General features: G+C 60.8%; 12 protein-coding genes. 7 read left to right on the forward strand and 5 right to left on the reverse strand.

From position 1 onward, the window contains the following. Positions 1-26: 26 nt before the first annotated feature. From E2583_RS21485 to E2583_RS21505, 5 genes are all read right to left on the reverse strand, one after another. Positions 27-851 carry a DUF5677 domain-containing protein gene (locus E2583_RS21485; protein ID WP_291598469.1) on the reverse strand — a complete coding sequence of 275 codons (825 nt, stop codon included), beginning with the start codon at positions 849-851 and terminating at the stop codon, positions 27-29. Positions 852-1,059: 208 nt separating this feature from the next. After that, entirely contained in the window at positions 1,060-1,713 is a 654-nt protein-coding gene (locus E2583_RS21490) for an RraA family protein (RefSeq protein ID WP_291598542.1), read from the reverse strand. Between the two features lie 38 nt (positions 1,714-1,751). Further along, positions 1,752-2,684: a tripartite tricarboxylate transporter substrate binding protein gene (locus E2583_RS21495; RefSeq protein ID WP_291598470.1), complete on the reverse strand. Its 933-nt coding sequence runs from the start codon at positions 2,682-2,684 to the stop codon at positions 1,752-1,754. A 98-nt stretch (positions 2,685-2,782) separates the two neighbouring features. Beyond that, positions 2,783-3,652 carry an amidohydrolase gene (locus tag E2583_RS21500; protein WP_291598471.1) on the reverse strand — a complete coding sequence of 290 codons (870 nt, stop codon included), beginning with the start codon at positions 3,650-3,652 and terminating at the stop codon, positions 2,783-2,785. Positions 3,653-3,675: 23 nt separating this feature from the next. After that, entirely contained in the window at positions 3,676-4,629 is a 954-nt protein-coding gene (locus E2583_RS21505) for a tripartite tricarboxylate transporter substrate binding protein (RefSeq protein ID WP_291598544.1), read from the reverse strand. Between the two features lie 230 nt (positions 4,630-4,859). On the opposite strand from E2583_RS21505, the gene E2583_RS21510 reads away from it, so the two are divergent. From E2583_RS21510 to E2583_RS21540, 7 genes are all read left to right on the forward strand, one after another. Next, a complete protein-coding gene (locus tag E2583_RS21510; protein WP_291598546.1) occupies positions 4,860-5,603 on the forward strand; it encodes an IclR family transcriptional regulator in 744 nt (247 codons plus the stop codon). 222 nt (positions 5,604-5,825) lie between these two features. Then, positions 5,826-6,224, forward strand: coding sequence for a hypothetical protein (locus tag E2583_RS21515; protein WP_291598472.1), 399 nt, complete (start codon positions 5,826-5,828; stop codon positions 6,222-6,224). 26 nt (positions 6,225-6,250) lie between these two features. Next, positions 6,251-7,195: an RNA polymerase sigma factor RpoH gene (gene rpoH / locus E2583_RS21520; protein ID WP_291598474.1), complete on the forward strand. Its 945-nt coding sequence runs from the start codon at positions 6,251-6,253 to the stop codon at positions 7,193-7,195. A gap of 142 nt (positions 7,196-7,337) precedes the next feature. Beyond that, on the forward strand, positions 7,338-8,336 hold the full coding sequence (locus E2583_RS21525; RefSeq protein ID WP_291598476.1) for a tripartite tricarboxylate transporter substrate binding protein: 999 nt from the start codon (positions 7,338-7,340) through the stop codon (positions 8,334-8,336). A gap of 248 nt (positions 8,337-8,584) precedes the next feature. After that, positions 8,585-9,328 carry a sterol desaturase family protein gene (locus E2583_RS21530; protein WP_291598477.1) on the forward strand — a complete coding sequence of 248 codons (744 nt, stop codon included), beginning with the start codon at positions 8,585-8,587 and terminating at the stop codon, positions 9,326-9,328. Continuing rightward, positions 9,329-10,249 (forward strand): fatty acid desaturase, encoded by a 921-nt coding sequence (locus E2583_RS21535; RefSeq protein ID WP_291598479.1) that lies wholly within the window; start codon positions 9,329-9,331, stop codon positions 10,247-10,249. It abuts the gene before it with no gap. 17 nt (positions 10,250-10,266) lie between these two features. Further along, positions 10,267-12,201: an iron-containing redox enzyme family protein gene (locus E2583_RS21540; protein ID WP_291598481.1), complete on the forward strand. Its 1,935-nt coding sequence runs from the start codon at positions 10,267-10,269 to the stop codon at positions 12,199-12,201. Positions 12,202-12,231 lie beyond the last annotated feature (30 nt).

Below are 12,231 nucleotides of genomic sequence, written 5' to 3' on the forward strand. Positions count from 1 at the left end.
GGGCTTAGTGCTGCAAGGGCTCTGGCTCAGCTACCGTAGTGCGTAGCCATGTCGCTATGACCAATGCACCACTTTTCTGCAATCCTGGCTGATTCCTGATCAGCATGGAGCGCTGCTTTTGCAGCGCCAAATAGCCCCGAATAGCTAAAAGCAAAGTGCGCCATGAGCACAACGCCAATTCCAAGGATCGTTTGTGAAAGCTGCTCTTGCGTATCTCGGGATTTCGCTTGGCCAACCTGAAGCGCGCTCAGATAGCTTGCATGTGAGTAGCTACAGAGGTAGCTGTAAACGTTCTTGAAATACTTAGGATGAAAACCCGCGTCTGCGCCTAGATCATTCCAGTCAGCTGCAGGCCGCCAATTGCCCTTAAGAATCTCCCGCTGCTGCTTTGGGGTGAATTTGTTCATCCAGGGAGATGCCTGAACCTCGGCCTGCAACTGTGATATCAGTGAACTTTCTTCAGATAGTACGTCCTGATGCTCTTGGGTCGTAACGTGGAACTTCTGGCGGTCACACAGCCCCGCTAGCCGCCAAGTCGTATGCCTGAACTTGCAAAGAGACTCGTCATCCTGACCATAGACGTAGAAGAAAACAAGGTATGTTTCCAGCGCTGCACGGCAAATCACCTTAATAGACGCATGATCTATAAAAGCTGCAGTGCCAGCTTCACCTCTTAATTGCGCACCAGCCGCTAGTATTTGCATTGAGGCAAGGTGCCGGAAGAGCTTCACAGAAAGCACCTGCGCGTCGTTCAGCCATTCCTCATTCTTCCCGATGCTTCTTCCTGCTTGAGTCTCCACGAGCCGTACGAAGAGCTTGAGAAGTGTCGAGTAGTCTTGGGCGTAGTTCATGGCGTCACTATAGCCAGATGACAGAAGGGGCTTTCTCTGGGTCATCAGCCCATCTGGAACTGCTGAGCGCTGAGGGACCCTGATTGGCTCAGCCTCAAGGGCCTAAGCAGTTTCAATGGCTGCAACTCAATTTCAGGTTGCCATTGCACTACGTCGCGGTAAGTCCCACAACGTTTCGATTTATCACGCCTCTCCCTCTATCTTTATCTCACTCCCTTTCAGCCGGCAGCCATTTGGCTGCGGTGTCACCGCGCGAGATCGCCTCGATACGGGCCGCTTCATCAGCCACCTTTTTCACAGCCAATGCCATCATCGCAGGCGCTTTGGCCCGCTCGATGACGACCACTCCATCGGCATCGCCGACCACCAGATCTCCGGGATTCACCGTTGCACCGCCACACGAGACAGGATGATTGATGCGTCCGGGAACGAACTTGGTCGGGCCCGCCGGATTGAAGCCGGCACTGAACACCGGAAAGTCCAGCTCCAGGATTTCGAGCTTGTCACGAATGGCTCCATCGACGATCACGCCCCCCAACCCACGCTTCTTGCAGGCGCTCAGCATCAGGGTGCCCATCAGCGCGGCGGTCTGGTCCCCTTTGCCATCGATCACCAGGATGTCGCCAGGCCGTGCGAGGGCAATGGCTGCATGGATCATGAGGTTGTCGCCAGGCCGAACCTCGACGGTGAATGCCGGACCTGCGAGTTGCATGCGCTCATGCACCGGCGCCACGCGGGCATGCATGGTGCCGCGGCGACCGGCGACGTCCGCAAGGATGGCAGCCTGGAACGTCGCTGCGGTTTGAACCACTTCGGCGTCAACACGCTCGATGTCACGAATGATTTCTGGAGTTTGGCTCATGGTGTGCTTTCTGTGAGAAAAGGTGATGGGGGCCGACTTCATTCGGCTTTGATATTTCCGTCCTTGATGACCTGGGCCCACTTTGCTGAATCAGCTTTTTGCAGCTCGGCCAATTGCTGCGACGTCCCCCCGACCAGGGTTACGCCCAGCTTGTCCGCCATTGCGACAACGGCGGGATCCTTGAGCGTTCGTGCGATTTCGCCGTTCAGGCGCTGAACGATGGCGACAGGTGTATGGGCTGGCGCAAAAACGGCTTGCCACTGCTCCACCACAAAGTCCTTCCACCCCTCCTCGCCCATGGTGGGCACCGTCGGCAACCCCTTCAAGCGCCTGGAGGACGTCACGGCCAGCGCACGCAATCGGCCTGACAGCACGTGAGGCAAGGCTGCAGCAGCGGGAGCGAACATGAACTGCACCTGCCCGGCAAGCGTGTCCTGCAATGCGGGGGTGTCGCCCTTGTAGGGAACGTGAATAAACCTTGCGCCGGATTGCTGCTGCAGAAGCTCGCCTTGCATCTGCAGGATCGTGCCGTTGCCGCCCGAGGCAAAGGCGAGTTTTCCGGGTTGATCCTTTGCGGCGGCAATCAGCTCTGCCACGGACTTGAAGGGCTGATTCGTGCCGACCACCAGGACATGCGGAATGGTGCCGATGGTGATCACGGGCTCGAAGCCGGCGATCGGGTCGTACGGCAGCTTTCCCATCAGGTGCGGGGCGATGGCTTGAGGACCAATCGAGGTGCCAAGCAGCGTGTAGCCATCGGCAGATGCCTTGGCGACAAAGGCCGCGCCGATGGTTCCAGTTGCACCTGGCTTGTTCTCCACAATAACCGTTGTGCTCAAAGACGCGCCCAGACGCTGAGCGATATTGCGGCCCAATACATCGGTACTGCCGCCAGGTGGATAGGGCACCACCCAGGTAATGACACGACCTGACGGCCAGTCCTGAGCCGACGCTTGTGCGGCGACCACCATGCCGCCCAACGCGGCAAGACAGCGACGACGTGAGATGCCGCCGCTGCGACAGGAAAATGAGCGATGAATCATTGGATGGTTCCTTTTCGCGCAGTGAGCTAGAAGCCGTAGAGCGCGCTGGGGTTGTCAACCAGCACCTGCTTCAGCGTAGGAGCGCCTTCAGTGCACTTCAGCCATTCGCTCAGCCGATCAACCTGACGTGCGTCATCGGGCATGGCCTGCATCCCGGCACTGGCTGTGGCATGTGGCCAGTCGCTCCCCCAAAGCACCCGTTGCGGGGCAGCGCGCAGATAGCTGGCTGCCAGGTCATCAAGAGCAGGGTCTTCCACGCTGCGTTGTTCGCTGACGATGTAGCCTCCAGAGAGCTTGACCCATGCATGCCCGGATTCCATCAGCTCGAGAATCAGGCGATGTGCGGGATGGATGCCCGTCTGTGCTGGCGAGATGCGCCCCATGTGGTCAAAAACCAGTGAGACTGGCAAGTGTCTGAGGACATCGGCCTTGGATGCCAACAGATCCGGCGGCATCAGCAACTGCAGATGCCATCCCAAAGACGCGATGCGCTGTGCCAGAGACACCAGTTGATCGACGCAGCCGGAAACGCCTAACGACAGGTTGAGGCGAACGCCGCGGACCCCCTGTTCATGCAGGCGGGACAGCTCCAGGTCACTCTCCAGGCCATCAATGACTGCGACGCCTCGCGCCGCGGATCCGAGTGCGGCCAGGCCGCTCAGCATGCAACGGTTGTCTGTCCCGTAGGTGGATGGCGTCACCAGTACCACCCGAGAAAGACCCAATCTGCATTGGAGCTGCCGGTAGTCCGAAACAGACGCGTCAGGAGGCAGAAGCTTGGCACCGGATGCGGCAGGGTAGCTCGCGTCATACACATGCACATGGCAATCGCAGGCACCGGAAGGCACTGGACTTGCGGGACCGAGATGACCCGCAGAGAAGGGCACGTTCTCCATGATCGACTCACCAACGATGTGGCTCAGTCCAAGCTTGCGCCGGATTTCCTGACAATCTGTCCCCAGCGAGGAATCTCTGTTCGCAGCAGTTGCGCGAACTGTTCTGGGCTGCCTCCCAGTACCTCGCCCCCTTCGGAGCGCAGCTTCTCGGCCACGTCAGGCTGCTTGAGGGCCTGATTGACCGCCTGATTGATCTTCTGGACGACTGCGGCCGGCGTACCTGCCGGTGCCAGGATGCCAAACCAGGAAATGGCATCGAACTCCTTGTAGCCCGCCTCGGCCAGTGTCGGAGTGTCCGGCAGCTGGCTAGAGCGCTTTGCCGATGTCACGACAATCGGACGCACCTTGCCACTTCGGACATGCCCCAGCAGCGTGGGAATGGAAGACATGTACAGCGCCACTTGACCACTCATCACGTCCGTAAGAGCTTGGGCCGCCCCTTTATAGGGCACATGACGCAGCTGGATACCCGCTGCGTTCTCCGCCATTTCTCCCGCCAGATGAGCGACGGTTCCGTTGCCCGGATAGCCCAGGGTCAACGAGTCGGGCGCTTTTTTTGCAGCCGCCATCACGTCACCGAAACTCTTGAACGGTGATGTGACCGATGCCACCATCACGATGGGAGAGGAAGACACCAGCGCCACGGGCGCCAGGTCAGTCAAAGGCTTGTAAGGGAGCTTGGGATACAGCGTCGGGTTGATCGCCAAGTTGCTGGTCTGACCCATCACCAGGGTGTAGCCGTCAGGTGCGGCCTTGGCGGCAGCATCAACCCCCAAATTGCCGCCCGCTCCTGGTTTGTTCTCAACCACCACGTTCCACTTGTTCTGCTCGGCCACCTTCTGTGCAACTGCGCGCGCAATCATGTCGGTTCCGCCGCCAGGGGGAAACGGAACGATCAGCCTGATCGGCTTGTTGGGGTAGTCGGATTGTGCGAATGCAGACGTCGCAGGAAAGGCTGCAACTACCAGGCCGAGCATTGCGGTGCCGACATGGGCAGCCCAGTTCGGGGAACACATCGAAAAACGCATGGCAAAGTCTCCTCATGTAATGCACGGCATCTCCAGCCACGGGCACCGCATGGCGCAATTCTGTGAAAACGTTTCACGCAGTACAATTGCGTTGCGCACAGCGAAACAATTTAGACGTGGAAAACCCTGAAATGCCTTTGGCCGATCGCAACGAAGCCCGCATCGCGAGCGCTGCAAACATGGCTCCTCATTCCGGCCCCGAAGGCGGCGTGATCGCTGTGACACGCGCGCTGCAAGTCCTCGATGCCTTTGCCTTGGGCGAATCCCACCTGTCTCTGGCAGAGCTCAGCCGTCGGTGTGGACTGCACAAAACGACGGTGTTGCGGCTCGCGCGAACCCTGGCCATGTCGGGCTACATGGTTCAACGCGATGACGGTGAATGGCGCCTCGGACCCTCGACGGGTTGGCTAGGTGCGCGCTATCAGGCCGGCTTTGATGTGCAAAACGTGCTGGAGCCGGCCCTGCGCCTGCTCACCCAGAGCAGCGGGGAAAGTGCCGCGTTCTATGTCCGCGAAGGCAATGTGCGAACGTGTCTGGTCCGTGTCGAAGGACAGCAGGCATTGCGCCACCACGTGCGCATGGGCGAAGGGCTTCCTCTCGACCAGGGCTCGCCGGGCCGAGTGATCCTCGCGTTTTCCGGCGAGCCGGGACGAATATACGAGCAGATTCGCAAGCAAGGCTATCAATGGTCAATCGGCGAGCGCGAACCTGGGGTCTCGACCGTGTCTGCCCCGGTCTTCGGCATGAATCGAAGACTGCTGGGTTCAGTGTGCATTTCGGGACCGGAGCTGCGGCTGCCGCCGAACAAGCTGGAGCAACTGGCTCCTTCAGTCATGGATACGGCTCGCCAGCTTTCCTATGCGCTGGCGGGGAACACGGCCACCTCTGCGGCGGCGCTTTCGCCCAGCCGCTGGCATCCCTAATCCTGTGCATGCCCGGCAATGCCTCACCTGTTGGCCGAGGCGTCGAAGAGCGCTGCCCGCAGCGTCGGCGGCGTTCACAGCGTCCCCAGAGGGCGCTCACCGGCAGCCACCGGGCATGGATGACGATGCGCAGCCCGCATCACCGAGGCAGCCTCCCGGCTGCCAGTATCTTGGACCTCCATGCGCATCGGTCCGTGAACTTCATGCCTGCAGTGCCAGGCCATGCAGTCAGCCCCTCCGTGCAGGTTCGGCACACTGCTCTCGAATCCCGAGAAGCGGCACAGCGCAAAAAGCCTGAGACAGACCGCGCAAGCCCAGACAGATGCCACGACATCCACGATGCCAGGGTTGGCGCTGTGGTACGTCGCTTTGCTGAAAGACCTGCCTTCAGGAATTTTCCTCGAAATCAATCACATTCATTTGCAATCCGCTCTTCGGAGCTCTGCAAATATCCAATCAAATCAAACATTTAAAATCCCGCCCTCTGCCGAAATACCCAACCCGGCGCAAAAAGCAGCAGGCCCTGGAAAAATCGGCACCAGCGGCCAGCGCCCTGAAAAAACCAACAAAAGCTGTGGGAACTTTGTCTTTAGCACTCCCTCTAACGGAGTGCTAATATGAAGATCATGGAAGAAAGGAAACCTGCAATGAAAACTGCCTCCGGCGCCATTGCTACTGCCCTGGCGCCCGCGAACCCCTGGGCGCTGGTACCTCCGCTGGGCAACCTGGATGCCTATATCTCGGCGGTCAATCGTATGCCAATGCTCACCCTTGAGGAAGAGCAGGACTACGCTCGCAAGCTCAAAGAACACAATGATCTGGACGCCGCCGGGCGTCTGGTGATGTCTCACCTGCGTCTGGTCGTCTCCATCTCGCGCCAGTACCTGGGCTATGGCCTGCCTCACGGCGACCTGATTCAGGAAGGCAATGTGGGCCTGATGAAGGCTGTCAAACGCTTCGACCCTGATCAGGGTGTGCGTCTGGTCAGCTACGCCATGCACTGGATCAAGGCGGAAATCCACGAATACATTCTGAAGAACTGGCGCATGGTCAAGGTCGCCACGACCAAGGCCCAGCGCAAGCTGTTCTTCAATCTGCGCTCGATGAAGCATGAGCTGAAGTCCGATGCCGCCATGGCCGACGATGAACTGGCCCTGCGCGAAACCCTGACCTCGAACGAAATTGACGCTGTCGCTGCCAAGCTCAACGTCAAGCGCGAGGAAGTCATCGAGATGGAAACCCGTCTGGCCGGCGGCGATGTGCTGCTGGATCCTTCTCCCAGCGACGACGGAGAGCAGGCCTTCGGCCCCATCGCCTACCTGGCCGACGCCAGCCACGAGCCTACCGCCATGCTTGAATCGCGTCAGCGCGATCATCTGGCGACCGATGGTCTGGTCATGGCCCTGGAGGGCCTGGATGACCGCAGCCGCCGCATCGTTGAAGAGCGCTGGCTCAAGGTCAATGACGACGGCTCCGGCGGCATGACGCTGCATGAGCTGGCTGCCGAATATGGCGTGAGCGCCGAGCGCATTCGCCAGATTGAAGTAGCCGCCATGAAAAAGATGAAAAAAGCGCTGGCCGAGTTTGCGTAAACGCCAACTTGCGCACCAGGTCACTAAAAGGCTGAAATGCTGAACCTCAAACCCGGATAATTTCCGGGTTTTTTATTTTTCGGAATCGATGCATGTTTTCATGCACACCGATCCCCCGTCAAGAATTCAAAAGAGACCTGCCATGCCTATTCGCACTTCGCAAATTCTGAAGAATCTGTCTCGCCGCAGCCTGATCGCAGCTGGCGCCACCCTGGCAGCCACCGCCATGGCTCCGGCTGCACTGGCAGCCGACAACTGGCCCGACAAGCCCTTGCATCTGATCGTGGGCTTCCCCGCCGGCTCCTCACCCGACCTGACGGCCCGCGCACTGGCCGAGCCGCTGGAGAAAAAGCTGGGCCAGACCATCATCGTGGAAAACCGCGTGGGTGCGGGCGGCAACATTGCCGGGGAATATGTGGCCAAGGCCGACGGCTACACCTTCAGCGTGATGATCAACGGCAATATGACCATTGCCAAGATGCTCAACCCCGCGGTGCGCTATGACCCCCTGAAGGATCTGCAGCCCGTGAGCCTGATCGGCGTGGCGCCTCTGGTACTGGTAGCCCCCTCGTCGGCCCCCCAGGGCAAGGCCTTCATGGAAGCGGCCGCCAAGGCTGGCGACAAATGGAGCTACGGCTCTCCCGGCGTCGGCACCGTGGGCCATCTGGGCATGGAACTGCTCAAGAGCCGCTCGGCCATCAAGGCCGTGCATGTGCCCTATACAGGCTACCCCCAGGTGTTCAACGGCATTCAGGGCGGTGACTTGAAGCTGTCCATGCTGCCACCGGCGCTGGCCATGGCACAGATTCAGGCCGGCAAGCTGCACGGCATTGGCGTGACCTCTGCTGCACGCAGTCCGCTGGCTCCCGGCCTGCCCAGCCTCAAGGAACTCGGCGTCAACAACTTTGATCTGGAAATCTGGAACGCCGTAGCGGCACCCCGCTCCATGCCCAAGGCCCATGTGGACAAGCTGGCAGCCGCCGTCAGCGAGATCGTGCGCACGCCAGAAATGCGCCAGAAGCTGTCCATGCAAGGCTGGCAAGCCGTGGGCAGTTCGCCCGAAGGCCTGAGCAACCGCATCCAGCAGGATGTGAAGGCGCTGGGCACCATCATTCGCGAGCAGGGCATCACGGCGCAATAAACACGCCCCCTGAGCCGCTTTGCGGCTTCCCCCCAGGGGGACGACAGCCTCGCTGCGCGGCGGCGCTTGCTCGCTGTCACGCAGATGCGGTGCGCCAGTTCTCCTCCATTCCACACGCTGACGCTACTCCGGGTATCAACGGGAGCTACTGCGGCGTCCTTTATCATGCGCCCGACAGGCATGGGTTTACGCTATGCCTTCGGGCGCATTGTTGTTTCTGGGGCTGCGCCGCCGCTTTTGGAGCCTTCATGGACGCTGGTACCTGGTTCACGCAGCTCAATGCCTGGCAAGTCATGGCTTTGGGTCTGGTTTTTTTCGGGGGTATTTATCTGCTGGGCGGCCTGTTCATGGGCATGCTGACAGGATTGCTGGCCCGCCGGGGCATCGGCAGGCCGCTGGATACGCGCCCGCTCAAGTCCGAACAACTGCGCCGCGAATGGCGCCAGTCCTTTCATTCCATACTGATCTTCGGCATCGGCATGATCGTCCCCTGGGGCTTTCTGCAACTGGGCTGGGCCCGGCTCTCGCCCACCGCCAGCAGCGGACGCATTGCCCTGGAGATCTTTGCGCTGCTGATCTGGAACGATGTGCACTTCTGGATCAACCACCGCCTGCTGCACACCCGCCGTCTGGTGCGCTATCACGGTGACCATCATCGCTCGGTGGTGACCACACCCTGGTCCACCTACAGCTTCCATCCCATAGAGGCCCTGATGCTGGGCAACATCATCTTGCTGCCGATGCTGGTGCATGACTTCTACTTCTGGTCGCTGGCCTCGGTGCCGGTATTGAGTCTGATCCTGAATCTGATCGGCCATTCCAACTACGATTTTTTTCCCAGAGTCTCCGACACGCACCCGCTGGCCGCCAGCCGCCGTCATCATCTGCACCACGCACGCCCCGCAGGCAACTATGGCTTTGCACTGGCTTTCATGGACCAGATCATGCGCACCAGGGTCACCGACAGTGCTCCACACAGCCCCCGCCACTGAATGAGCAGGCGCCGCTATCCCGTTCTGCGCCATTGGCGCGACTGGCAATCCGTGTTCTACATGCTGCTGCTGCCACTGCTGGTATGGTGGCAATGGAGCCGGGGCTTCAGCGTCATTCTCTACGGCGTCGAGCTGTTCCTGACCTTGGGGGTCGGCGTGATTCACCACAACCACACCCATGTGCGGATGTGGCGGGGGCGCTGGACCAACCGCCTGACCGATTACTGGCTGACCCTGCTTCAGGGCCATCCCACCTTTGTGTTCTGGCCCGCCCATGTGGCCAACCACCACCGCTTCCGCCACGGACCGCGCGATCTGGCGCGCACCTACCGGCCTGAATGGGGTGGCGATACCAACCATCTTTGGGGCTATCTGATTCACCCTGTGCAGGCGGCATTGGTGCTGTATCCGCTATTTTTTCGCTGGCTGAACAACCTGCGTCTGCACTGGCCCGGTGCCTTTCGCTACTGCATGGGGCAATACCTGCTGTGGCTGGGCAGCTGGGGCTTTTTTCTCTGGCTGGACTGGCAGAAGGCCCTGATTTTCATCATCGTTCCCCAGTTGCACGGCCTGCACTGGCTGCTGGCCACCAACTATCTGCAGCATGCCCATGCCGACGGCCGGCCGCTGACCAGAGCACAGCGCAATACTCCAGGTATCGAGCTGAACTACGCGCGCAACTTTGAAGGCCTGGTCAACCCCCTGCTTTTTAATATTGGCCTGCACACCGCGCACCATGAATGCCCGCATGCCCACTGGTCTGAACTGAGCGGACTGCATGAGCGCATTTACCGCCAACGGGTCACTCCTGCATTGAACGAACGTGGCCTGCTGCCTTATATGGGACGCGTGTTTGTATTGGGTCTGGTCCGGCCCGCGGCAAGAACCGAGCCGCTGATGCCGCCCGACGCTGTGAAGTAAAAACCTGTTGAGGATCTATGCCCGTCGCCTATTCCAAGGTCTATCTGCAATCTGCCGGCATGTTTCTGCCCGGTGCCCCGGTGGACAACGCTGGCATGGATGCGTTTGTCGCACCGCTGAACCGCATCTCCGAGCGCATCAAGCGCCGCATTCTGGCCGAAAACGGCATCCAGACTCGCCACTACGCGATTGATGGCGAAGGCCAGACGGTGTTCAGCAACGCCCGCATGGCGGCTGGCGCGATCGAAGAGACCCTGGCCCTGGCGGGCAAGAAGCTCTCCGATATCGGCTTTCTGTCCAGCGGATCTTCGGGAGGCGATGCGCTGATGCCCGGCTTTGCCAGCATGATCCAGGGCGAGATGGCCGCCCCCCCCATGGAAACGCTGTCCGTGCATGGGGTCTGCGCCGCCAGTGTGGGTGCCATGCAAGCCGCTGCCATGGCCGTGGAAAGCGGCGCCCATGCGCTGGCCCTGTCGGTGGCCAGCGAAATGCCCTCGCGTCTGTTCAAGCGTTCGCGCTTTGCGGCCCAGGGCTATGACACCGACTTTGATGCCCACTTTCTGCGCTGGATGCTGTCCGACGGCGCAGGCGCGGTGCTGCTGGGCGGACCCAGGGCCCTGCCCCAGGCCAACGGACTGCGCCTCCGGCTCAAATGGACGCACCAGCGCAGCTTTGCCGGCGACTACCCCGTGTGCATGCAGCTGGGCATGACGGCCGATCGTGGCAAAAGCCATCTGGACTTCCCTGCCTGGGGCGATGCCGAGGCTGCAGGCGCTCTCGCACTGCGCCAGGACATTCGCCTGCTGCCGCATCTGTTCGATGTCTGCATCCACGAATATGCTGCCCTGGCCCACCAGGGCTGGTTGCCTGAACGCGGCATCGACCACTTTCTCTGCCACTACTCGTCGGAGCGCTTCATCCCCGTGGTCGACGAGCTGCTGGACAAGGCCCAGCTCGGCATTCCACGCGAGCGCTGGTGGAGCAATCTGGCCTGGCGCGGCAACACGGGGGCCGCCTCGATCTTCATCATGCTGTCGGAGTTTCTGCAAAAACAGGGCCAGCGCCTGAAAGCCGGCGACACCGTGCTCTGCTTCATCCCTGAGTCGGGCCGTTTCACCGCAGGCTACATGCTATGGGAAGTCGAGCAGGACACGCATACGCAGAAAGCGAGCGAGACCACTTTCCCTCAAAACTCCGTGCAGATGTCGGTGCCAGCGGGTGACGCGCTTCCCGATGTTTCGAGCATCGCCGCACCGCACGACCCGGCCACCGCGCCTGCACAGCTGGCGCCGCTGCTGACCGAGCTGGCCAGCATCTGGCAGGACTACCGCAGCAATGTCTGGCGCACGCCCCTGCTCCAGCGCATGCGCACGCGCCGGTTGCAGATCACCGACTATCTGCGCTGGATGAGCCACTGGATTCCCCAGGTGCGCGAAGGCAGTCTGTGGATGCGCGAAGGCGCGGCCTCGCTGACCGGAGACTACGCCACGCTGGCCTCGCTGATCGACCTGCATGCCGGCGAGGAGCAGAACGACTTCAAGATTCTGCACAGCGACTATCTGAAGGCAGGCGGCACCGAGACCGATATCCATCGCCTGCGCCGCAACCCCGGCGGCGAAGCGCTCAACGCCTATCTGCACAGCCTGGCTGCCACACCCAACCCGATCGGCCTGCTGGGGGCCATCTACATCATCGAAGGCACGGGCCAGCGCATCGTGCCCAGCCTGCTGCCCCTGCTGCGCCAGAGCCTGCCGCTGCCGCCCGATGCCTTCCGCTTTCTCGAATACCACGGTGCCAACGACGAGAACCACCTGGAGCGCTGGCTGCTGGCCGTGCAGATGGCACTGGATCTGGACAGCGAGGGCACGGCGCAGCAGGCCATACTGCAGACGGCGCGCAGCACGGCCGCCATGTACCTGATGCAGTTCCAACATGTGCTGACCGAGCGCTAACCACAAACAGCAAGAAGCACCGGGAGGACC

It is taken from the genome of Comamonas sp., from assembly GCF_009360615.1.
In the GTDB taxonomy this organism is placed as follows: domain Bacteria; phylum Pseudomonadota; class Gammaproteobacteria; order Burkholderiales; family Burkholderiaceae_C; genus Comamonas.

What these genes read in the sequence shown, in the direction of transcription:
- E2583_RS21505 (WP_291598544.1), bottom strand. Translation starts at nt 4,629, where the DNA reads ATGCTCGGCCTGGTAGTTGCAGCCTTTCCTGCGACGTCTGCATTCGCA.
- E2583_RS21535 (WP_291598479.1), top strand. Translation starts at nt 9,329, where the DNA reads ATGAGCAGGCGCCGCTATCCCGTTCTGCGCCATTGGCGCGACTGGCAA.
- E2583_RS21515 (WP_291598472.1), top strand. Translation starts at nt 5,826, where the DNA reads ATGCAGTCAGCCCCTCCGTGCAGGTTCGGCACACTGCTCTCGAATCCC.
- rpoH (WP_291598474.1), top strand. Translation starts at nt 6,251, where the DNA reads ATGAAAACTGCCTCCGGCGCCATTGCTACTGCCCTGGCGCCCGCGAAC.
- E2583_RS21495 (WP_291598470.1), bottom strand. Translation starts at nt 2,684, where the DNA reads ATGGTGGTCGCCGCACAAGCGTCGGCTCAGGACTGGCCGTCAGGTCGT.
- E2583_RS21500 (WP_291598471.1), bottom strand. Translation starts at nt 3,652, where the DNA reads ATGGAGAACGTGCCCTTCTCTGCGGGTCATCTCGGTCCCGCAAGTCCA.
- E2583_RS21510 (WP_291598546.1), top strand. Translation starts at nt 4,860, where the DNA reads ATGGCTCCTCATTCCGGCCCCGAAGGCGGCGTGATCGCTGTGACACGC.
- E2583_RS21490 (WP_291598542.1), bottom strand. Translation starts at nt 1,713, where the DNA reads ATGAGCCAAACTCCAGAAATCATTCGTGACATCGAGCGTGTTGACGCC.
- E2583_RS21485 (WP_291598469.1), bottom strand. Translation starts at nt 851, where the DNA reads ATGAACTACGCCCAAGACTACTCGACACTTCTCAAGCTCTTCGTACGG.
- E2583_RS21540 (WP_291598481.1), top strand. Translation starts at nt 10,267, where the DNA reads ATGCCCGTCGCCTATTCCAAGGTCTATCTGCAATCTGCCGGCATGTTT.
- E2583_RS21525 (WP_291598476.1), top strand. Translation starts at nt 7,338, where the DNA reads ATGCCTATTCGCACTTCGCAAATTCTGAAGAATCTGTCTCGCCGCAGC.
- E2583_RS21530 (WP_291598477.1), top strand. Translation starts at nt 8,585, where the DNA reads ATGGACGCTGGTACCTGGTTCACGCAGCTCAATGCCTGGCAAGTCATG.